This is a genomic window from Mesorhizobium sp. P2_B5, assembly GCF_056404775.1.
In genome coordinates this window covers 907,252-929,482 of sequence record NZ_JBFUDJ010000002.1, presented here as the reverse complement: position 1 = coordinate 929,482, position 22,231 = coordinate 907,252, and the positions used below count along the sequence as shown (strand labels likewise).

Here is a 22,231-nt window from a genome sequence, read left to right as displayed (position 1 = left end):
ATGGTGCTGAACAGAACAAAATTTCGTGCTGTCCGGGGCATCGGCCTTTTCAAGAGCCCGGAAATTCGAGCCCTCTGGCCTTGTCTTAAGGACAGTCTGGCACTTCCCCCGCGCTGGATTCGCCGAAAAGGCGCAGGGCTGCGGCACAAAATTGCGAAATCGTTTGCCCCGGCGCTATTTCGAAACACGTGGTATTCGTCGCCCGTCATGCCAGGGCCTGGCGGACATCCGCATCGTCCAGCGTCTGGTCAAGCGTCCGGCGCGTGCGCTCGATGATCGCATCGATGTCGTCGTCAGTGCAGCAGAGCGGGGGAGCGTAGCCGATAACCCCATGCGCAAACGCACGGACGATCAGGCCGTTGTCCCAAGCCCTGTCGAAGACGCGCCGCGCCGCCATGGCCGAAGCCGGAAGCGGTGTCTTCTCCTTTTTGTCGACCACCAGTTCGATCGCGGCAAGCATGCCGCGACCGCGCACATCGCCGACAAGAGGGTGGTCGCTCAGGCCTGCCAGTCCCGCCATCAGGCGAGCGCCGGCCTTGATGCCATTCTCCAGAAGGCCGTCTTCGTAGAGCCTCAACACCTCGAGCGCGACGGCGGCGCTGACGGGATGGGCGGAATAGGTGTAGCCGTGGCCGACCGCGGAAGCGCCCGCGCCATCGGCGATGACGTTGTAGACATGATCGGCCATGAACACGGCACCCATAGGAACATAGCCCGAGGTCAGCCCCTTCGCGGTCGTCATGAAGTCGGGAACGATGTCCTCCTCCGTGCAGGCGAACAGGGGGCCGGTGCGGCCGAAGCCGGTGATCACCTCGTCGGCGATGAACAGGATGCCGTACTCCCGACAGAGTTCGCGTATCGCCTTTATCCAGCCCTTCGGCGGGACGATGACGCCGCCTGAGCCCTGGATCGGTTCGGCATAGAAGGCGGCGACCCGCTCCGGTCCGAGATCCTCGATCTTGGCCTTCAATGCGGCGAGCGATGCGGCGATGATCGCGTTCTCGTCCTCGCCTACCGGGTTGCGATAGGGATAGGGGGAGGGGATCTTGTGTTGCCATTCGAAGGGAATGCCGAAACCGGCGTGAAAGGCGGGGAGCGCGGTCAGGCCGGCGCCGACCACCGACGACCCGTGATAACCCTGCTCGATGGAAATGAACTGGTCGCGTTTCGCCTCGCCCTTGGCATTCCAGTAGTAGCGGACGAAACGGATCGTGCTGTCGACCGCGTCCGATCCGCCGAGCGTGAAATAGACGTGATTGAGATCCCCGGGCGCGCGCTCGGCCAGTTCCGAGGCGAGCCGTATGGCCGGCTCCGAGCCGAGGTCGAAATAGGCAGTGGCGTAGGGAAGTTCGCGCATCTGCCGGGCCGCGGCCTCGACGATGCTGTCGTGGCCATAGCCGGCGTTGACGCACCATAGTCCCGCAAAACCGTCGACGAGTTGCTTGCCGGACGCATCGGTCACGGTCGCGCCCTTCGCCGATTTCAAGACGCGCACACCGAGCGCCTCATGGCCGCGATAGGACGAGACCGGATGGATGAGATGGGCGCGGTCGAGTTCGATCAGGGAATTGGCGAGCATTGTTGTCCTCCGGATTAACCGAGCGCCTGGTTGGCGAGGGCGTAAACTTTTGGCCGGGCCTGTGCCGCGTCCTTCCTGGGCGGACGGTCCATGGTCACGCCGCCGCCGACATGGGCGAGGCCGATTTCCCCGAACCAGTCGGCGATGCCGGCCCTGCTGTCGGTATCCGCACGCAGGAAGGCGCCGGGGCGCGATGTGGCGAAGAAACTGATGAGTGCCTTGGCGTCCTCGACATTTCCGGCGATGACCGGGCCGATCACCTCGCCGCGTCCGAACGGGCGTATCGCGGCATAGCCTTCGATGGCGCCATTGCGGCGGATGACCGCGAACTGGCCGCGCTCGGCCAGCGCATCGATCAGAGCTTCACGGTCGGCGCCGTAGGCCTCGCGGTCCAGCGCCTTGATCTCCGGCAGATCGTCTGCACCTGCTGCTTCCACACCTTCGGGCGCAGCAAGCTCTGCAACCTTGCCCTGGTGCTGCAGGATCGTGCCGGAGGGCACAAAGCCCAGTTTCTGATAGAGAGGCATGCCATCGGTCGTCGCGACGAGCCGCAATGGGCGGCCTCCTGCCAAGTCAAAGGCCTGTTCCATGAGCCGGCGCCCGAGCCCCTTGCCCCGCACGTTCCTGTCGACGATCACCATGTTGATCATGGCGCACTCCGCGCCGTAGGGCGTTACCAGGATGGTTCCGGTGACGCGGCCCTGGTCGTCGAGCGCGACCGCGCCGCTCGAGAGCTGCAGCGCCATCTGCCAGTCCTGCGGGCGATGCGGCCAGTTCTCCTGGCGAGAAAGCGCCACAGCGCCCTCGATATGGTCCGGCCCGAACGCCTGGATTTGGATCTCGCCCTGCTGCATAGGCTTCCCTTCCGTCTGATGCCAAGTCTCGGCCATCGGCGCGCCGCAGATCGTCTGAAGGCGTCGGTTCCGGCGGTATCTTTCGCCGTAGCACAAGGGGTGCGCCGCATCTTGTGCTGGCGCCCTCCGCGGCGGATGCCTTTGACGCCGTGGCCGCCGCTCCGATTAACCGTCAAGATGCTACAGCGTGCCAAACCGGACGGCGGATACGGAACTTTCTGCTTTCGGGAGGGCCATTTCGGTCAGGTGGGTCGCAAACTGCCGTCCTATGATGGAATGCATCCCAACGCGAATGTGCTTCCACTGGAGATCGACGGACATGGCTTCTTTCAGGCCCAAATATATCACCTTCGACTGCTACGGCACGTTGACCAATTTCCAGATGGCGGAAGCGGCGCGAGACCTTTACGGCAGCCGGCTCGACGAACCGCGTATGCAGGAGTTCATCAAGAACTTCGCCGCCTATCGGCTCGACGAGATCATGGGCGACTGGAAGCCCTATGCCGAGGTCGTCCACAACGCGCTCGAGCGCTCCTGCAAGCGCAACCGCGTCGCCTTCAGCCCCGACGATGCCACGATGGTCTACGAGCGTGTCCCGACCTGGGGGCCTCACGCGGACGTTCCGGCCGGCCTGGCGAAGGTCGCCAAGGAAATTCCGCTGGTCATCCTGTCCAACGCCATGAACGCGCAGATCATGTCCAACGTCGAGAAGCTCGGCGCGCCATTCCATGCCGTTTATACGGCCGAGCAGGCACAGGCCTACAAGCCTCGGTTCAAGGGGTTCGAATACATGCTCGACATGCTGGGTTGCGGCCCGGAAGATATTCTTCACTGCTCGTCCTCGTTCCGCTACGACCTGATGTCGGCACATGATCTCGGCATCAAGAACAAGGTCTGGGTCAATCGCGGCCACGAACCGGCAAACCCTTACTATGGCTATGTCGAGATACCGGACATTTCCGGTCTTCCGGGAGTGGTCGGGCTTTGAAGCAGGCGGATCGTCGATGAAACTGATCTCCTACTGGCACGACACGGCCCCTGTCTTTACCGGCGGGGCGCTAGACCCGGTCGAGGGGCACTACGATGCCGCCATCGTCGGTGGCGGCTTCACAGGTCTTGCGGCCGCGCGCCAACTGGCGAAAGCCGGCGCGAAGGTGGCTGTGCTGGAGGCGGAGCGGGTGGGCTGGGGCGCTTCCGGGCGCAATGGCGGGCACCTGAACAACGGTCTTGCTCACAGCTACCTCTCTGCCAAGGCGGAGCTCGGCAAGGAACGCGCGATCGCGCTCTACCGGGCGCTGGACTCCTCGGTCGACACCATCGAGGCGCTGGTCGCAGAGGAAGGCATCGACTGCAACTTCCGCCGCGCCGGCAAGCTGAAGCTCGCCTCCAAGCCGCAGCATTTCGAAGCGATCGCCCGCAACTTCGAAGCACTCCATGCCGAAGTGGATCCGGATACCGCACTGCTGTCTGCGGCCGATCTCAAGTCCGAGATCGGCTCGCCCTTTCACGGCGCGATGCTGTCGAAGAAGAGCGCCATGATGCATATGGGCCGCTATGTGGCAGGCCTGGCCACGGCCGCCGCCCGTCATGGCGCCGCCATCCATGAGAACGCGGCGGTGACGGATCGAAGGCAGGTCGGCAGCAAGCATGAGATCACCACCTCCCGCGGCCGGATCAGCGCCGACAATGTGCTGGTGGCGACCGGTGCCTACACGACGCCGAATTTCAGCTATTTCCGCCGCAGGATCATCTCCGTCGGCAGCTTCATCATCGCCACGCGGCCGTTGAGCGACGCCGAGATCACTGCCACCATGCCCGGCAACCGGACATGCGTGACCTCAATGAACATCGGCAACTACTTCCGGCTTTCACCGGACAGGCGCCTGATTTTCGGCGGTCGCGCGCGCTTCTCGGCGACCTCGGACCAGCGCTCCGATGCCAGGAGCGGACAGATATTGCAGGCCGGCCTCGCGGCTATCTTCCCGCAGCTCGCCAAGGTCGAGATCGACTATTGCTGGGGTGGGTTGGTCGACATGACCAAGGACCGTTTTCCGCGGGCCGGCTACCATGACGGTGTCTGGTACGCGATGGGCTATTCCGGCCACGGCGCGCAGCTTTCCACCCATCTCGGCATGATCCTGGCTGATGCCATGCTCGGCCGCGAAGACCGCAATCCGATGAAGGGGCTCGAGTGGCCCCCCATCCCCGGCTATTCCGGCAAGCCCTGGTTCCTGCCGATGGTCGGCCTATATTACAAGGCGCTCGACCGTATCCAGTGATCGTCGATCCAGTCCGCTCGGGCTTCAGCCAAATTGCCTCAACTGAGCCCGCCCATGTGGAAGCTCTTCATCTCGAGATATTCCTCGATACCGGCCTGCGCACCCTCACGGCCGAGGCCCGACTGCTTGACGCCGCCGAAGGGGGCAACTTCCATCGAGACCGAGCCGGTGTTGAGCCCCACCATGCCGAACTCCAACGCCTCGCCGACGCGCCAGGCGCGCTTCAGGTTCTCTGTGTAGAAGTAGGAGGCAAGGCCGTAGGGTGTGCCGTTGGCGAGCGCGATCGCCTCCTCTTCCGTCTCGAAGCGGAAAAGCGGCGCGACCGGACCGAAGGTTTCCTCACCGGCGAGCTGCATGTCTTTTGTGGCGCCGGTCAGCACCAGCGGCGCGACATACTGAGGACCGTCGGGCAATGCCGGCCTCGTTGTGATGATCGAAGCACCCTTGGCGAGTGCGTCCTCGACATGGCGGTTGATCTTCTCGACCGCCGCCATGTTGATCATCGGCCCGATGGCGACGCAGGGCTGCGTGCCGGGCCCGACCGTCATGGCGTTGACTCGAGCAGTGAGCTTCGCTGCGAAGGCTTCGTAGACACCGGCCTGGACGAGGATGCGGTTGGCGCAGACGCAGGTCTGCCCGCCATTGCGGAACTTCGAGACAAGCGCGCCTTCGACGGCGAGATCGAGATCGGCGTCGTCGAAGACGATGAGGGGCGCGTTGCCGCCGAGTTCGAGGCTGAGCCGTTTCACGCTGTCGGCCGCACCGCGCATCAGCAGCGAACCGACCCGCGTCGAGCCGGTGAAGGAGATCTTGCGAACGGTCTCGTTCGCCATGATCTCGTTGCCGATCTCGGCCGGCATGCCGGTGACGATGTTGATGACGCCGGCGGGGATGCCCGCTCGTTCGGCAAGCACGCCGAGCGCCAGCGCCGAGTAGGGCGTGAACTCGGATGGCTTGATCACCACCGTGCAGCCGGCGGCCAGCGCCGGCGCGACCTTGCGGGTGATCATCGCATTGGGGAAGTTCCACGGCGTGATGATTCCGCAAACGCCGACCGGTTCCTTCAGCACGATGATGCGCCGGTCCGGCGTCGGCGAGGGGATGGTATGGCCGTTGATGCGGCGTGCCTCCTCCGCAAACCATTTGACGAAGGAAGCGCCGTAACGGATCTCACCCCTGGCCTCGTCCAGCGGCTTGCCCTGTTCCGTGGTCAGGATCAGCGCGAGATCGTCCAGATGCGCCAGCATCAGGCCATGCCAGGCCTCCAGGAGGCCAGCGCGCTCGGCGTTGGTCTTCTTCTTCCAACCAGCATAAGCGGACGCCGCGGCCTCGATGGCCGCCCGGGTCTCCGGACCGGCCATGTCGGGCACCGTGCCGATCGCGCACTGAGTCGCCGGATCGACGACATCGACCGTCTTGCCGGAGTCGGCGGCGATCCATTTGCCGCCGATCAGGCCGGCTTCGCGGAAGAGGTTTTTGTCTTTCAGGTTCTTCATCGAAAACGGCCTTGCAATCAGGAGAGCGCTGCGACGACGGCGGCCGTGATGGCCTCCGTTCTGTCTTTGCCCGGAGTGGTTCCAATGCCGCGCGCGGTTGTCGCTTCGACCGCTTGCATGACCCGGCCGGCGGCGGCCGCTTCGCCGAGATGGTCGAGCATCATGGCGCCGGACCATATGGTGGCGATCGGGTTGGCGATGCCCAGATGCGCGATGTCGGGCGCGGAGCCGTGCACAGGCTCGAACATCGACGGCGCCGAGCGGTTGGGATTGATGTTGGCGGAGGCGGCGTAGCCGAGCCCGCCCTGGATCGCTGCGCCGATGTCGGTCAGGATGTCGCCGAACAGGTTGGAGGCGACGACCACGTCGAGGCTCTCCGGCGCCATGATCATGCGCGCGGCGAGCGCGTCGACATGATAGCTGGTCACTTCGACGTCCGGATAATCCGCAGCCAGCTTTCGCGTGATGTCGTCCCAGAACACCATCGAGTATTTCTGCGCGTTGGACTTGGTGACCGAGGCGAGCTTCCGCCGCCGCGACCGCGCCTGCTCGAAGCCGAAGCGCAGGATGCGCTCGACGCCGGCGCGGGTGAAGATCGAGGTCTCTACGGCCACCTCGTCCAGAGTTCCCTGATGCACGCGCCCGCCGGCGCCCGAATATTCGCCCTCGGTGTTCTCGCGGATGCATAGGATGTCGAAGCCCTCGGCCCGCAGCGGGCCCTTCACGCCCGGCAGCAGACGGTGCGGCCTGATGTTGGCATATTGCACGAACGCCTTGCGGATCGGCAGCAGCAGGCCGTGCAGCGAGACCGAATCCGGCACCTCCGCCGGCCAGCCGACCGCGCCGAGAAGGATGGCGTCGAAGCCGCGCAAGGTGTCGATGCCGTCCTGCGGCATCATGCGGCCGGTTTCCTTGAAGAAGCGGCAGGACCAGGGGAACTCGGTTCCCGTCAGCGCAAAGCCGAAGTTTTTGGCCGCGGCTTCCAGCACCGTCCAGGTGGCGGCGGTCACATCGCGGCCGATGCCGTCACCTGGGATCAGGGCGATCGAATAGGACTTCATCGGCTTCTCTTCACAGGCTGATCAGGACGCTCTTGGTCCTGCGGTTGGCGAGATAGGCCTCGCGGCCGAGATCCTTGCCGATGCCGGAGCGCTTGTAGCCGCCGGTTGGCAGGATATGGTCGCGCGAGCGGCTGTAGCGGTTGACCCAGACGGTGCCCGCTTCGAGCTTGCGCGCGAAGCGGATGGTACGGGACAGGTCGGAGGTGAACAGGCCGGAAGCCAGCCCGTAGGTCGGATGGCTCGACAGCGTCAGCGCTTCTTCCTCGGTCTCGAACGTCTGGACGGTCAGGACCGGGCCGAAGATTTCCTCGATGATTGCAGGATTGGCCTGATCGACATTGGTGATCAGTGTCGGTTCGTAGAAATAGCCCGGGCTGTCCATGGTGGCGCCGCCGATCAGGCATTCGCCGCCGGCTTCGACCGCGGCTCGCACGATGCTGTCGATGCGCGCTCGCTGCCGTTCCGAGATAACAGGCGAATACTGCGTCGTCTCGTCCCAGGTCGGGCCTGGCCGCACCGCCTTCATCCGTTGCAGGATGGCGGTCGTCAGCCTGTCGGCGACACTCTTCTCGACGATCAGGCGCGTACCGGCCACACAGGCTTGGCCGGCATTGAAGGTGACGCTGCCGGCGATCGCCATTGCTGCCTTGTCGAGATCGGCATCGGCAAAAACAATCTGCGGGCTCTTGCCGCCGAGTTCCAGCGTCATTGGCTTGACGCCGGTACGAGCGACGTTCTCCATGATGGCCGAACCGGCGCGGGTCGAGCCGGTGAAGGAGACCTTGGCGATGTCGGGATGACCGGTCAGCGCCGTGCCGGTCGTCGGACCGTCGCCGACCACCACGTTTATGAGCCCTGCCGGCAGGCCCGCCCTGATCGCGAGTTCTGCCATGTAGACAGCAGAGAAGGGCGTCATTTCAGACGGCTTCAGCACGACAGCGTTGCCCGCGGCCAGCGCCGGGCCGAGCTTCCATCCGGCCATGGAGACAGGGAAGTTCCAGGGTGTGATCGCGCCGACCACGCCATAGGGCTCGCTCATGATCATGCCGAAGGTGGTGTCGTCGGTCGGCACGAGCTCGCTGCCTTCCTTGTCGGCGAACTCGGCAAAAAAGCGGATCTGTTCGGCGGTCACGGCAATGTCGCCGGCAACGAGCTGGCCGACGGGCCGCGTCGAGGACAGCGCCTCGATCCTGGCGAGCGTTTCGGCTTCCGCCTCGATCAGGTCGGCCCAGGCCTGGAGTGCTTTGGTGCGCTCGCGCGGCCGGACGCCGCCCCAGTTGCTGGCCTTAAGCGCCGCCTTGGCGCTTGCCACCGCACGGTCGACCATGTCTAAGCCAGCCACAGGGCAGGCAGTATATGACCTGCCGTCCGAGGGGCGGCGCATTTCGATCCCGCCCTCGGTCGAGATCAGTTCCCCGCCGATGAGGTGGCCGACGGGGAGGGGGATTGTATCGGGATTGAAGCTTAGGCTCATCGACAACCACTCTGCGGCGTGGGCTGGAGCCTAGCGCGTGCCGGCACGCAGCATGCGCTGTTCGGCGACCTACCGCCGACGAATGTTGCGTGCCAGACGTGAGAGACGGCAAAATCTTCCGCGCAGGCCGGCATCTCACGCGGGTTCCGTTAGCCGACGGTCACGTAGATCTTGCGCACTGTTTCGATGGTCTTCCAGACACCGGTGAAGCCGGGCTTCATCACGAAGCTGTCGCCGGCGCGGTAGATCACCGTTTCACCGGCGTCGGGCGTGATTTCGACCACGCCGGACAGGATGTGGCAAAACTCGAAAGTGTCGCCCTTGATCGAGCGCGTCTCTCCCGGCGTCGCCTCCCAGACGCCGGTGTGGACGAGATCGTTCTTGGCGGCGTCCTGCGCCCAGGTCTTGAAGGCAGGGTTGCCGGCAATCAGCCGTTCGGGCAGCGCCCTGGATTCGCGCGGCGGGGAGGCAGGGCTGGTATCGACGGTCTTGAGCAGGGACAAAGGATGACCTTTCCGGTTGGGTTTCAATAGCCGCGCGACCGGTCGACGAGCCCGATAGGATCGAGACCCGCGCGGTGGCGCCTGATGTTGTCGATGACGGCGCGTGCAGCCGTCGCAGGTTGGGTGACGCTTGCGATATGCGGGGTGAGAATGATCTTCGGATGCGACCAGAACGGATGACCCGCGGGCAGCGGTTCGGGATCGGTGACGTCGATCATCGCCGCCAATAGTTGGCCGCTGTTCAGAGCCGCGACAAGCGCTTCGTGGTCGAGCTGCGGCCCTCGGCCGGTGTGGACGAGCGCCGCGCCCTTGGGCAGCTTCGCCAACAGGTCGGCATTCAGAAAACCGCGCGTATCCTCGGTCAGTGGCAGCAGGCAGATCAATATGTCGCTGGCCGCGAGCATCTCCTCCAGCCCAAGCTCGCCATGATAACAGGCCACGCCCGCGATCTGTCGAGGCGAGCGGCTCCAGCCGGCGAGCGGAAAGCCGAAGGGCTTCAGCCGGTCGAGGACGGCCTGGCCGAGTTGCCCGAGGCCAAGCACGCCGAGCCGGCGCGACCCGGCCTGGAGTTGTGCGATATCGCTCCATTCGCCGGCGCGCTGCTGCGCCAGATAGGCAGGTAGGTTGCGGTGCAGCGCGAGCACGGCCAGCGTCACATACTCCTGCATCATGCGCACGATGCCTTCCTCGACCGTACGCACGATCTTCACCTGTTCCGGCACGGTATCGAAGCGGAACTGGTCCACGCCAGCGCCAATCGAAAACAGGATCTCCAGGCTCCTGTAGCGCGCGAGGTCTTCTGGCGCGGTCCAGGTGATGAGATAGCGTACCGCGTCGGGATCGACCGCTGCAGCATCCATCGTGAAGGGGACGTCCGGCAATTCTCTAGCGAATGCATCGGCGAAGACCGCCCCGCGCCCCGCATCGGAATTGAACAGGAACGTCATCCGGTTTCCCTTCAAGCCGCGCAGCGGGCGCCAAGCGCCTCGATCAATCGCTGGCAGGCTGCGAGTTCGCTGGTGAGAATGTACTCATCCGGCTTGTGGGCGCGGTCGATGTCGCCCGGTCCACAGATGATCGCATCGAACCCGGCGGCCTGATAAAGTCCTGCCTCCGTGCCATAGCTGACGGCGGCGAGCGGCACCTCGCCTGTCAGCTCGCGCAGCAGTCCTGCCAGTGCCGCTTCTTGTGGCAGCGACAGGGCCGGATAAGCGCTCATCGCCGTCCACTCGACCGGAAAGCCGTCGGTTTCGAGGGCCTCGGCCCGCGCCCTGATCGGCGCGAGAAGGCTCGCTGGGTCGACACCGGGTATGGCGCGTGCCTCCAGATCCAGCGTGCAACTGTCGGGAATGATGTTGACCGACTGTCCTCCTGCGATCACACCGGCCTGCAGCGAGGAATAGGCGGGCTCGAAGGCGGAGTTGAACGGACCGCGCGTCAGCCGCTCGGCTTCGCTCACGGCCGCGCTCAGCGCATCGGCCATGGCATGGATGGCGTTGAGCCCGAGGTCGGGTCGGGAGGAATGGCCGGAGCGCCCGTTGACAATCACGCGGGCGGCCGCCTTGCCCTTGTGGCCGCGCACGGCGCGCATACCGCTCGGCTCGCCGACAATGACGCCGAGCGGCTTTGCGCAAAGCTCAGGAAGGCGGGCGATCAAATGCGGCACGCCGCGGCATCCCACCTCCTCGTCATAGGAGAAGGCGAGGTGGATTGGCCTGGCGAGGCGCAGTCCCGCCAGCGTAGGCACGGCCGCCAGTGCCGCGGCAAGAAACCCTTTCATGTCCGTGGTGCCGCGTCCGTAGAGCCGTTCACCCTCCCGGCGTAGCGCGAAAGGGCTCGAACTCCATTGCGGCTCACTGGCGGGGACGACGTCCATATGGCCGGACAGTATGTAGCCCGGGACATCGGCAGGGCCGATCGTTGCGAAAAGATTGGAACGATCGCCTTCCGGCCCTGGAAGCACGGTGACCTGGGTTCCGTGTTCCGCGAGATAGGTCTCGATCCAGCCGGCGATATCGCCGTTCGGTCTGCCGGCGACCGATGGAAAGGCGACGAGACGATCGAGGATGTCGAAGACGTCCATTCCAGCCCTCAAAACATTTCGGGTTCGCCGGATCGATGCCGTCGACCATATGCTGCTAGATTTCGAGAGAGAGTGTGCGCGTTCTTTCGCGATTGCGTGCCGAAAGCGGAAGTGTTTCAGTCGAATCTTGCGTTGGCGCGCGGCTTTCGAGCAAATCGTACCGGGCTGCTTGTTTAGCGTTGGCGTGGCAGTAGGCGGTCGCCAATAGGTCGCCCTCCCTCGTGGTAATCTTTCAGGGGCATGGACTTGAAGCCGTCCGAGAGCTTGAAAATCGATACTTTCTCGATGCGCATCGACGACATCGAAGGCGTCGATCTTGACCGGTTGCACGCACTCTCGCTCTCCGTGGGATGGCCGCATCGCGCCGAGGATTGGCAATTCCTGCGCCAATCGGGAGAGGGGTTCGTGGCGCTCGACGAGATCGGCCGGGTTCTCGGCTCGGCCATGTGGTTCGCGCATGGCACGGATTTCGCAACCGTGGGCATGGTCATCACCTCGCCGCGGCTCCAGACGCTGGGTGCGGGGCAATGGCTGATGAAGCGGGTCTTCGACAGGGTAGCCGGCCGCGACTTGCGCCTCAATGCGACCAGGGCGGCAAGGCGGCTCTATCTCTCGCTCGACTTCCAGCCGGAGAAGACTGTCTATCAATGCCAGGGCATCGCCCGCCTGGAGACGACGGGTAGCCCGGGAGACATACGCGATGTCAGGACCTTGGGCGCAGGGGACATTCCCGCAGCTATCGCGCTCGACGCGGCAGGATTTGGCGTGAGGCGGGCGGCACTCATCGAAAGGCTTTTCGCACACTCGGCCGGCTATGGTCTTTTCAAGGATGGCAGGCTGAACGCATTCGCGCTCTGCCGGCCGTTCGGGCGAGGCCACGTCGTGGGGCCGGTCGTGGCGGAAAGCGATGCCGACGCCGTGGCGATCGTCCGGCCGCATGTGGACGACCATTCGGGGTCTTTCCTGCGGATCGACACCCACATGGACAATGGCGAGTTCGCCGCCTTTCTGTCGCACAGCGGCATGCCGGTTTTCGACACGGTGCTCACCATGTCGATGGGCAAGCCCCTCAACGATTTTGCAGTCGGCGGCTCAGCTGAACCGGTGACCTATGCCCTCGCCAGTCAAACGCTCGGTTAGTTCAATCCAGGACGCGGGCAGTCGCGGTTGTCCACGCCTTCGCAGGCACTCTTGCGGCACCAGTAGAACTAACATCTAAAAGTATGGTTTCTGCAGCCATGCTCAAACGCAGACAACACTGGATTGTCACAACCTTCGAAGTTGCCCAAGGCAGGCGCGCATCAACTTCCGTCTGAACGCATCGACGTCGCGACAACTTTGTTGGATTCGCTTATTCGTGACCGAAGTGCACTGACAATGGCACGCTAGTGTTCAATATCGTGTCATGGCGTAGAAAAGGCGGTGGCTCGCCGGGATCGGCGAAGCCGCGAATTACGAATTCTCCATAGCCCTTCGCCAAAATTCGCAGCAGGAACCTAAGATGCGAAAAACGCGACCGAGACCGCTCGGAAGCACTTCGCCTTGCCGGTGGTCCCATACCGCTACGGGCGGTATCGCGCTGCGGTAGTCGACGCTGCTGGGTCTTGAGCCACATCTAACCGATCGCGACTGCTTCGACCACCTCGGGCTTCCGTACACGTAGAAAAATGCAGCGTCCGGATCGCCGCGAGCACCCGAGAAAATGGACCTCGCAGACTTCCAGAGCGTGGGCATCGAACGTCTGGCAAAGCCGGGCAACGGGGCTCTGGTTTGGGCAAATTCTCGGCCTGTTCAACTTGCTAAAGCGTGGTAAAGTGATTATACCAGTTGATAACATGACGATCGGCGCGGCCGTCGTTTAAAAATCGGGAGTAGGGATACATGACGACGATTGCGTTGTTCGGTGCCGGCGGGAAGATGGGGTACCGCCTGTCGACCAATTTTCGCGGTTCGCCCTATACGATACGCCATGTCGAGGTCAGCGATGCCGGCCGCGAGCGGCTGAAGTCGGGTCTGGGCTTCGAAGCCGTCAGCGCCGATGAAGCGCTCAAAGGTGCCGATGTGGTGATCCTGGCGGTTCCCGATACGCATATCGGCAAGGTGGCGGCCAGCATAGAGAGCAAGCTTGCATCGGGCACGATGGTCGTCGTTCTCGACGCCGCCGCGCCGTTCGCCGGCCATTTGCCGAAGCGGCCGGACCTGACCTATTTTGTCACCCATCCCTGCCACCCGCCGATCTTCAACGACGAGACCGACATGGCGGCAAAAAAAGACTATTTCGGCGGCGTCAAAGCCAAGCAGCATATGGTCAGCGCGCTGATGCAGGGTCCGGAAGAGGATTTTGCCAAGGGCGAGGCGATCGCCAAGATCATCTGGGCGCCAGTGATGCGTTCGCACCGTGTCACTGTCGATCAGATGGCGTTGCTGGAGCCCGGCCTTTCGGAAACCGTATGCGCCTCGCTGCTCGTCGTCATGAAGGAAGCCGTCGACGAGGTTGTGGCGCGCGGCGTCGACAAGCAAGCTGCGCTCGATTTCCTGCTCGGCCATATGAATGTTCTTGGCGCCGTCATCTTCGGCGAAACCAAGGGTGTGTTCTCCGACGCTTGCAACAAGGCGATCGAGTTCGGCAAGCCGGTGCTGATGCGCGACGACTGGAAGCGGGTGTTCGAGCCGGAAGAGATCGCCGCGAGCATTCAGCGCATCACCTGAGAAAGGTCAAGTCAGGTGCTCGCCGGAGCGTCTCGATGCCTCGGCGCATCGCCGCCGACGCTTACATATCATCTGAATTTGTGATTGACTCATCATACCAGTTGGCTTAGCTGTTGTTGACTCGGATCGATAAGGTTTCGCAGGGAGTTCGAAGCCTGGACGAGTGGAGGACGGCCGGGGAGCAACGATCCGTCAGTGGAAGCCGGCAAACGGCTTTTGAGCCTGAACCGATCAGCGGCCCGCGCTGCGTAACGAATTCGAATGCAGACAGTGGCCTTGGTTGATCAAGGCCGTTTTTCAAACGGGAGGACATCATGAAACTCACACGCAGAATGACACTTGCGGCTTTTGCCGGGATGCTGGCGCTTGGCACCGCGGCACCCGCCTATGCGGCGGACCTCATTGCAATCATCACGCCCTCGCATGACAATCCGTTCTTCAAGGCGGAAGCCGTCGGTGCCGAAGCCAAGGCCAAGGAACTCGGCTACGAAGCGCTGGTGCTCGTCCATGACGACGATGCCAACAAGCAGTCCGAACTGATCGACACCGCGATCGGTCGCGGCGCCAAGGCGATCATCCTCGACAATGCCGGCGCCGACGCCACCGTCGCCGCCGTGCAGAAGGCCAAGGACGCGGGCGTGCCTTCGTTCCTGATCGACCGCGAGATCAACGCCACCGGAGTCGCCGTCGCGCAGATCGTCTCCAACAACTACCAGGGCGCCCAGCTCGGCGCGCAGGAATTCGTCAAGCTGATGGGCGAGAAGGGCAATTTCGTCGAGCTGGTCGGCAAGGAATCCGACACCAATGCCGGCATCCGCTCCAAGGGCTATCACGACGTCATCGACGACTATCCGGACCTGAAGATGGTCGCCCAGCAATCGGCCAACTGGAGCCAGACCGAAGCCTACGCCAAGATGGAATCGATCCTGCAGGCCAACCCCGACATCAAGGGCGTCATCTCCGGCAACGACACGATGGCGATGGGCGCCTATGCGGCGCTGGTCGCGGCGAACCGGAAGGACGTCATCGTCGTCGGCTTCGACGGATCGAACGACGTGCGCGACTCGATCACCGCGGGCGGCATCAAGGCTACCGTGCTGCAGCCGGCCTATGCGCAGGCGCAGATGGCGGTAGAGCAGGCCAACGACTTCATCAAGAACAAGAAGTCGCCGGCCAAGGAAAAGCAGTTGATGGACTGCGTCCTGGTCAATGGCGACAATGCTCCCAAGCTGGAAACTTTTGCGCTGACCAACTGAGCCGGCGCGATATGAATAGCGAGGGGCGACCCATGGGGCGCCCCTCGCCGCCATTTTCCGTGGGTGCCGACCGCAATGCTGAACAACAGGCCATCATGCTGAACAACAAGCCGATCTGGCCGATCCTTGCCGCGACACTCGGCATCAGCCTTACCGCTTGCAAGATTCTTCCGACTCCCTCGGGAGACAGCGGCAGCAGCACCGCGTTCAACCCCGACAAGATGGTCGAGGAGATCTGGGTGGCGAAGGTCGTGCCCTATCTCCAGCGGAAAGCCGGGCCGTTTGCCGAGGTTCACGCGCTGGCGAAAACCGATCCCGCTTCTGCCGGCGCCAAATATGGCAATCCAAACAAGCAGGCAAATTCGCCTTGGACCTTCGCGGTTCGCGTTGAGGGCAAGATCATTGCCGCCAACACGGCGTCGCGCGCGGCGACGATGGATATCGATGTCGACGGCGACGGCAAGGCAGATGCGAGGGTGCAGATCGGACCGGCGATGCGGGGAACAGCGCTGCGCGACAGCCTCGATTTCATCCAGTTCAACGATTTTACCAACCAGATCGATTTTGCCCAGTTCGGCAAGGCGTTCAACGCCTATGCCGACAAGGCCGTGCTTTCCAAACTGCCGCGCGAGGCGCTGGAGGGCCGGACCGCCAAGGTTCTTGGCGCCTATACGCTCGAAAGCGGCCAGGACCTGCCGCTGGTGACGCCGGCGGAGGCAGAAATCGGGCCGAAGCGATGAGCGCTGTGGTTGCTCACGATGTCATCCTGAAACTGGAAGACGTCTCCAAGGTCTATTCCGGCACAGTCGCGGTCAAGCGGGCGAATTTCGAGGTGCGCAAGGGCGCGGTCAATGTGCTGGTCGGTGAAAACGGCGCCGGCAAATCGACGCTGATGAAGATCATCGCCGGCGTCGAACAGCCGACGCTCGGCCGGATCCTTCTGGAAGGGGAGGAGGTCTCCTTCTCATCGTCGGGAGATGCGGTGAACCGCGGCATCGGCATGGTGTTCCAGGAGCTGAACCTGTTCGGCAATCTGACCGTTGCCGAAAACATCTTTGCCACACGCGAGATCACCAACCGGTTCCGCAAGATAGACCGCAAGGAGCAGGAGCGCCGTGCCGCGCAATTTCTCGAACGGCTGCAGGCCGGCATAAGGCCCGATATGCTGGTCGAGGATCTGCGCATCGGCCAGCAGCAGTTGGTCGAGATCGCCAAGGCGGTTTCGCTCGATGCGCGCATCCTGATCATGGACGAGCCGACCTCGGCGCTGAGTGCGGCGGAAGTCGAGATCCTGTTCAAGGTGATCGCCGACCTCAAGGCGCGTGGCGTTGCTATCGTCTACATCTCGCACCGGCTGGAAGAGCTGATCCGCATCGGCGACTACATCACCGTGCTGCGCGATGGGCACATCACCGGCCAGGAGGAGATGAGAAACGTCGACACGCGGTGGATCGTGCGGCAGATGATCGGCTCCGACGCCAAGGATTTTGCCAAGGCCGACGGCCATGTTCCCGGCGAAGAGATATTCCGCGCCGAGGACATCTGCCTGCCGCGCGCGACCGGCGGGCTTTCAGTCGACCACGTCTCGCTGTCGCTGCGCGCCGGCGAAATCCTCGGTATCTACGGCCTGATGGGCGCCGGGCGCAGCGAATTGTTCGACTGCATCATGGGCCGCCACGGCCAGGCCACCGGCGCGATCTTCATTGCTGGCAAAAGGGTCAAGGAGCGCGACACGACGCGGCGCATCCGGCGCGGGCTGGCGCTGATCCCCGAAGACCGCCAGCGCGAAGGGCTGGTGTCGATCCTCTCGGTCGCCAGCAATCTGACGCTGGCCAGCCTGTCGCGCTTTGTCCGGCTGTTTCATATTCGCAGCGGCCCCGAAAGGCAGGCGGTGACGCAGATGGTGCGGGAACTGGCGATCAAGGTTGCCGACCCGGCGCAGGACGTCTCGTCGCTGTCCGGCGGCAACCAGCAGAAGGTGGTGATTGGCAAGGCGCTGCTCACCGGCCCCAAGGTGCTGCTGATGGATGAGCCCAGCCGTGGCATCGACGTCGGCGCCAAGGCGGATGTCTTCCGCACCATGCGCAAACTGTCGCGCGACGGGCTGGGCATTCTCTTCGCTACCTCCGATCTCGACGAGGTGATGGCGCTGTCCGACCGGATCGCGGTGATGAGCAATGGAAAACTGACGGGCACGTTCGATCGCGCCGAGGCGACGGAGGCGGCCCTTGTCGCTGCCTCCGCACTTGGCCACGGACCGGCCCCGCACACGGAGAACACCGCTCATGACTGACATCCCGGCCAAGGCGGCTGTCCCCTCCGTCTCGAGCGGCTCGCTGTTGCTCACGCTGATGAAGGCGAGGACTTTCATCGCGCTGATCGCCGTGCTGATCTTCTTTTCGATCGCGGCGCCGAATTTCCTGTCGACCGCCAATCTGATCCTGATGTCGAAACACGTGGCGCTGAACGCGTTCCTGGCCATGGGCATGACCTTTGTTATCATCACCGGCGGCATCGACCTGTCGGTCGGCTCGATCGTCGGCCTGTGCGGCATGGTAGCCGGCTACCTCGTGCTGAACGGCATCGACCTGCAGATCGGCTACACCATCTATTTCAACGCGGTCGAGATCGCGCTGATCACGCTTACCGTCGGCATCCTGATCGGTGCCGTCAACGGATTGCTGATCACGAGGCTGAACGTCGCGCCGTTCATCGCCACGCTTGGCGTGCTCTACGTCGCGCGCGGCCTGGCGCTGCTGTCGTCGGATGGCCGCACCTTCCCCAATCTGGTCGGCAAGCCGGAACTCGGCACCACCGGCTTCGGTTTTCTCGGCGCCGGCCGGGTGCTCGGCCTGCCGGTGGCGATCTGGATCCTGATCGTCGTTGCGCTGGCGGCAGCCTATCTCGCCAGATATACGCCGCTCGGCCGCCACATCTTCGCCGTCGGCGGCAACGAGCGGGCGTCCCGAATTTCGGGCGTCCGTGTCAACATGGTAAAAATGTTCGTCTACATGTTCTCCGGTTTCTGCGCGGCGATCGTCGGCCTGATCATTTCGTCCGAACTGATGGCCTCGCATCCGGCGACGGGTGAAAGTTTCGAGCTCAACGCCATCGCCGCGGCGGTGCTTGGCGGCACGTCGATGTCGGGCGGTCGCGGCACGATCGGCGGCACCATCGTCGGTGCCTTCGTCATCGGTATTCTTTCGGACGGGTTGGTGATGATGGGGGTGAGTTCCTTCTGGCAGATGGTGATCAAGGGCCTGGTCATCATCGTCGCCGTTGTCGTCGACCAGGCGCAGCGTCGGCTGCAGAGCCGGGTGACACTGATGCAGATGGCAAAGGCAGGGTGAGCATGGCGGAGTTGCGGGGAGCGCTGATCGGTTGCGGCTTCTTTGCCGTTAACCAGATGCATGCCTGGCGTGACATTGAAGGCGCCTCGATCGTCGCCGTTTGCGACCGCGACCCGGAACGGCTGTGCATCGTTGGTGACCAGTTCGGCATCGCGAAGCGCTACACCGACGCGGCCGAACTTTTTGCCAGCGAGAGGCTGGATTTCGTCGATATCGCCACCACGGCGCCCAGTCATCGTCCGCTGGTCGAGATGGCGGCGCGTTACCGTGTGCCGGTGATCTGCCAAAAGCCGTTCGCGCCGACGTTGGCCGACGCCAAGGCCATGGTGAAGGCCTGTGCCGATGCCGGCGTACCGCTGATGGTGCATGAGAACTTCCGCTGGCAGTCGCCGATCCAGGCGGTGCGCGCCGTGCTCGACAGCGGCAAGATCGGCACGCCCTTCTTCGGCCGCATCTCCTTCCGCTCCGCCTATGACGTGTTCTCCGGCCAGCCCTATCTGGCCAAGGGAAAGCGCTTCATCATCGAAGACCTTGGCATCCATAGTCTCGACATCGCCCGCTTTCTGCTCGGCGACGTGTCGACGATCACGACGCGAACCGCGCGCATCAACCCTGATATCGCCGGCGAAGATGTCGCGACGATGTTGATGGACCACAAGAACGGCGCGACGTCGGTCGTCGACTGCAGCTACGCGACGAAGCTTGCCGTCGAGCCGTTTCCCGAAACGCTGATCGAGATCGACGGCCGCGACGGCACGATCCGGCTGGCGCAAGGATACCGGCTCACCGTCACCGGCAAGAGCGGTACGAAGATCATAGACGTTTCGCCGCCGCTGCTGCCCTGGGCGTCGCGGCCCTGGCACAACATCCAGGAGAGCGTCGTCGCGATTCAACAGCACTGGGTCGACTGCCTGGCAAAGGGGACTGAGCCGGCGACCTCGGGCGCGGACAATCTCCAAACCTTTGCGCTTGTCGAGGCGGCCTATCTGGGCGCCGCGAGCCACGAACCTGTCCACCTCGATGCCTTGCTGAAATGACAGCCGACGCGTTTCTCATCTACGGCACACGCGTGGTCGAGGCCGAGCCAGTCAGGCTGCGTGCAGGCCCGCTCAGCGCCGACTTCGTCAACGGCAATCTGCGCAGCATCCGTTATGGTGGCATCGAAGTGCTGCGCGCCATCGCCTACATCGTCAGGGATCGCGATTGGGGCACTTACGAACCAGCGCTGACCAACCTTATGATCGATTGTGGCACCCACAGTTTCTCGGTGAGCTACACGGCAAACTGCGCCGGGCAGGACGCAAGCCGGCTCGCCTTCCGCGCCACGATCAAAGGCTCCTCTGATGGCCATCTGGTCTTCGACGTCAGCGCACTGCCCGAGAGCGATTTCGAGACCAATCGCTGCGGCTTCTGCATCTTGCACCCGATCGCCGGGTTGGCTGGCAGTGCGGTGACGGTCGAGCATACCGATGGCAGCGTGGTGGCGACAAAACTTCCGCTGCTGATCGATCCCTGGCAGCCTTTCAAGGATTTGCGCGCGATCACCCATGAGGTTCAGCCGGGCATTACTGCCGAATGCCGGATGGAGGGCGACACTTTCGAGATGGAAGACCAGCGCAACTGGTCGGATGCGTCCTACAAGACCTATGTCCGGCCGCTGGCGCTGCCATGGCCCTATGTGTTGCCTGCCGGTCAACCCGTCAGACAGACGATCAGCCTGCGCATCATCGACGAGGGGAAAATACCGGCTGTCGCGGCAAGCACCGAACCGGTGCGCATCGAACTCGGCGAGGCCGGGCAGAGGCTGCCGGATATCGGCGTGATCATCTACCCGGATGACGTGGAGGCCGCGCTCGCAAACCTTCCGACATTGGCCGCGCTGGGCCCGCAGCAACTTGTCTTCCACTACGACCCGACACGTGGCCATGGGCTGGGTGCGTTGCAGTCCTTTGCAAAACTTGCCGCCGCCTATCCAGTGCAGACGACGCTGGAATGCGTCGTTGCCTGCGCGGGCGATCTCGAAGCTGAACTTTCAGCCGTCGCCGACATGGTGCGCCAGGCCGGGCTAAAACTTTCGGCCATTGCCGTCTCGCCTTCCGTCGACCGGCAGTCGACGCCGCCGGGCAGCGCGTGGCCGGACTGTCCGCCGCTCGAAGACGTTTATGCCGCTGCTCGTCGCGCCTTTCCTGGTATCCGGCTTGGCGGTGGCATGTTCAGCTATTTCACCGAACTCAACCGCAAGCGCGTGCCGGCCGGCTTGCTGGATTTCGTCACCCACTGCACTTGCCCGATCGTGCACGCCGCCGACGATCTCAGCGTCATGCAGTCACTGGAGGCGCTGCCCTTCATCACGCGATCTGCGCGAGCGATCTTCGGAGAAAAACCCTACCGCATCGGCCCGTCGACGATTGCCATGCGCCAGAACCCCTATGGCGGCGCCACCAAGGAAAACCCGGAGGGCCTGCGCATCGCCATGGCCGACCGCGACCCGCGCCATGCCGGACTGTTCGCCGCCGCGTGGACGATCGGCTATGCCGCGCACGTCGCGCCGGTTGGACTGGAGCAACTCACGCTCTCCGGCTTCACTGGACCGTTCGGCGTGCTGGCGGCGTCCGGAGAACCCGTCGCGGAAGGATCACCCCGGCCGATCTTCGATGCCATCAAGGGGCTTTGCGAAATGGCCGGCCTTGCGCATGTGGCGGCAAGGACGAGCGATGAGACCAAGGTGCTGGCGCTGGCTGGCCGCGCCGCCTCGGGCAAGATCATCTTGTGGCTGGTGAACCTGACAGCGGGCGACGTGCCGGTCGACATCTCAGCGCTTGGTCGGGAGCAATTCTTGATGGCGCCTTACGCGATCGCGCGGATCGGCTAAGCTATTTTTCGGAATTCATCACATAGAGCGCGCGGGAGCGCTCGAGATGCTTGATCATCGCCTTCTCGGCGCCGTCGGCATCCTTCTTCTCGATGCGGTCGATGATCTCTTCGTGCTCGGTCAGCGTGAACTTTTCCTTGCCGGTCCAGATCAGCATTTCCGTATGATATTCCTTCAGCCAACCGAGCATCGCCTCGCTGACGGCGACATAGATCGGGTTGCCTGAAATCGCCGCGATCTGGGTGTGAAACTTCATGTCGGCGGAAATGAAGGCTTCGGAATCGCCGCGAAAGCCGCGCTGTTCGGCAATTGTGGCCCGCAGTCGCTCAACGTCCTCGGCGGTGGCGTTTTCGGCGGCTTCCCTGACCATGCCGCGCTCGAAGAAGATGCGCGCGGTTTTCAGGTGTTCCAGCGTGTCCTTCGACGACGACAGGATGATCTTGGCCGCGCCATCGACCTGTTTGATGATCGACTTGGCGGTCAACTGCAGCACCTTGGCGCGCTCGCCATGCGAGATCGCGACCAGGCCCATATTGCTCAGCGCCTGCATCGCCTCGCGGATCGCGGGACGGCCGACCTCGAAGCGCTCCATCAGTTCGCGCTCCGAGGGCATATCGTCGCCCGGCGTCAGTTCGCCGCTGGTGATCAGGCGCTTCAGCCGCAAAAACACTTCATCGGAAAGCTTGCGCCGGACGATCGGCTCCGAACGGTTCAT

At 63.5% G+C, this 22,231-nt stretch carries 19 protein-coding genes; 10 read left to right on the top strand and 9 right to left on the bottom strand.

The genetic code is table 11. The features are described 5' to 3' along the window. Positions 1-205: 205 nt before the first annotated feature. Entirely contained in the window at positions 206-1,579 is a 1,374-nt protein-coding gene (locus tag AC1D1N_RS10910) for an aspartate aminotransferase family protein (RefSeq protein WP_436260927.1), read from the bottom strand. 14 nt (positions 1,580-1,593) lie between these two features. After that, complete coding sequence (locus AC1D1N_RS10905) at positions 1,594-2,433, bottom strand: GNAT family N-acetyltransferase (RefSeq protein ID WP_477348460.1); 840 nt, start codon at positions 2,431-2,433, stop codon at positions 1,594-1,596. Between the two features lie 319 nt (positions 2,434-2,752). Here AC1D1N_RS10905 and AC1D1N_RS10900 point away from each other — a divergent pair, with 319 nt between their 5' ends. Continuing rightward, entirely contained in the window at positions 2,753-3,421 is a 669-nt protein-coding gene (locus AC1D1N_RS10900; protein ID WP_477348458.1) for a haloacid dehalogenase type II, read from the top strand. A gap of 16 nt (positions 3,422-3,437) precedes the next feature. Continuing rightward, entirely contained in the window at positions 3,438-4,712 is a 1,275-nt protein-coding gene (locus AC1D1N_RS10895) for an NAD(P)/FAD-dependent oxidoreductase (RefSeq protein WP_477348456.1), read from the top strand. 38 nt (positions 4,713-4,750) lie between these two features. Here the strand turns inward: AC1D1N_RS10895 and AC1D1N_RS10890 are convergent, their stop codons facing one another. From AC1D1N_RS10890 to argE, 6 genes are all read right to left on the bottom strand, one after another. Further along, positions 4,751-6,208, bottom strand: coding sequence for an NAD-dependent succinate-semialdehyde dehydrogenase (locus AC1D1N_RS10890; protein WP_477348454.1), 1,458 nt, complete (start codon positions 6,206-6,208; stop codon positions 4,751-4,753). Positions 6,209-6,225: 17 nt separating this feature from the next. Then, on the bottom strand, positions 6,226-7,269 hold the full coding sequence (locus tag AC1D1N_RS10885) for a tartrate dehydrogenase (protein WP_477348453.1): 1,044 nt from the start codon (positions 7,267-7,269) through the stop codon (positions 6,226-6,228). Between the two features lie 10 nt (positions 7,270-7,279). Then, positions 7,280-8,743, bottom strand: coding sequence for an aldehyde dehydrogenase family protein (locus tag AC1D1N_RS10880; protein WP_477348451.1), 1,464 nt, complete (start codon positions 8,741-8,743; stop codon positions 7,280-7,282). A 149-nt stretch (positions 8,744-8,892) separates the two neighbouring features. After that, positions 8,893-9,246, bottom strand: coding sequence for a cupin domain-containing protein (locus AC1D1N_RS10875; RefSeq protein WP_112563097.1), 354 nt, complete (start codon positions 9,244-9,246; stop codon positions 8,893-8,895). 23 nt (positions 9,247-9,269) lie between these two features. Further along, the gene (locus AC1D1N_RS10870) at positions 9,270-10,193 is read right to left on the bottom strand and encodes a 2-hydroxyacid dehydrogenase (RefSeq protein ID WP_477348449.1); all 924 of its coding nucleotides are present in this window, start codon (positions 10,191-10,193) and stop codon (positions 9,270-9,272) included. 11 nt (positions 10,194-10,204) lie between these two features. Then, positions 10,205-11,329, bottom strand: coding sequence for an acetylornithine deacetylase (argE, locus tag AC1D1N_RS10865; RefSeq protein WP_477348448.1), 1,125 nt, complete (start codon positions 11,327-11,329; stop codon positions 10,205-10,207). A gap of 240 nt (positions 11,330-11,569) precedes the next feature. Between argE and AC1D1N_RS10860 the strand changes: the two genes are divergently transcribed. The 8 genes from AC1D1N_RS10860 (at position 11,570) to apnL (ending at position 21,516) form a co-directional block, all read left to right on the top strand. Beyond that, entirely contained in the window at positions 11,570-12,469 is a 900-nt protein-coding gene (locus tag AC1D1N_RS10860; RefSeq protein ID WP_477348446.1) for a GNAT family N-acetyltransferase, read from the top strand. Positions 12,470-13,210: 741 nt separating this feature from the next. Further along, a complete protein-coding gene (locus AC1D1N_RS10855; RefSeq protein ID WP_352583436.1) occupies positions 13,211-14,038 on the top strand; it encodes a phosphogluconate dehydrogenase C-terminal domain-containing protein in 828 nt (275 codons plus the stop codon). A gap of 314 nt (positions 14,039-14,352) precedes the next feature. Beyond that, on the top strand, positions 14,353-15,294 hold the full coding sequence (locus AC1D1N_RS10850) for a D-ribose ABC transporter substrate-binding protein (protein WP_112563086.1): 942 nt from the start codon (positions 14,353-14,355) through the stop codon (positions 15,292-15,294). Positions 15,295-15,389: 95 nt separating this feature from the next. Further along, positions 15,390-16,034 (top strand): DUF2291 family protein, encoded by a 645-nt coding sequence (locus tag AC1D1N_RS10845; protein WP_436262040.1) that lies wholly within the window; start codon positions 15,390-15,392, stop codon positions 16,032-16,034. Then, a complete protein-coding gene (locus tag AC1D1N_RS10840) occupies positions 16,031-17,587 on the top strand; it encodes a sugar ABC transporter ATP-binding protein (protein ID WP_477348444.1) in 1,557 nt (518 codons plus the stop codon). The genes AC1D1N_RS10845 and AC1D1N_RS10840 overlap by 4 nt, the downstream gene beginning before the upstream one ends. Further along, the gene (locus tag AC1D1N_RS10835; protein ID WP_477348442.1) at positions 17,580-18,644 is read left to right on the top strand and encodes an ABC transporter permease; all 1,065 of its coding nucleotides are present in this window, start codon (positions 17,580-17,582) and stop codon (positions 18,642-18,644) included. Before AC1D1N_RS10840 ends, AC1D1N_RS10835 begins: the two co-directional genes overlap by 8 nt. 2 nt (positions 18,645-18,646) lie before the next feature. Next, complete coding sequence (locus tag AC1D1N_RS10830; protein WP_477348440.1) at positions 18,647-19,681, top strand: Gfo/Idh/MocA family protein; 1,035 nt, start codon at positions 18,647-18,649, stop codon at positions 19,679-19,681. Next, positions 19,678-21,516, top strand: a complete 1,839-nt coding sequence (gene apnL, locus AC1D1N_RS10825) for a D-apionate lactonase (RefSeq protein ID WP_477348438.1) — start codon at positions 19,678-19,680, stop codon at positions 21,514-21,516. The genes AC1D1N_RS10830 and apnL overlap by 4 nt, the downstream gene beginning before the upstream one ends. Before the next feature lies 1 nt (position 21,517). On the opposite strand, the gene AC1D1N_RS10820 is transcribed toward apnL, so the two are convergent. Further along, a complete protein-coding gene (locus tag AC1D1N_RS10820) occupies positions 21,518-22,231 on the bottom strand; it encodes a transcriptional regulator NanR (RefSeq protein WP_142866853.1) in 714 nt (237 codons plus the stop codon).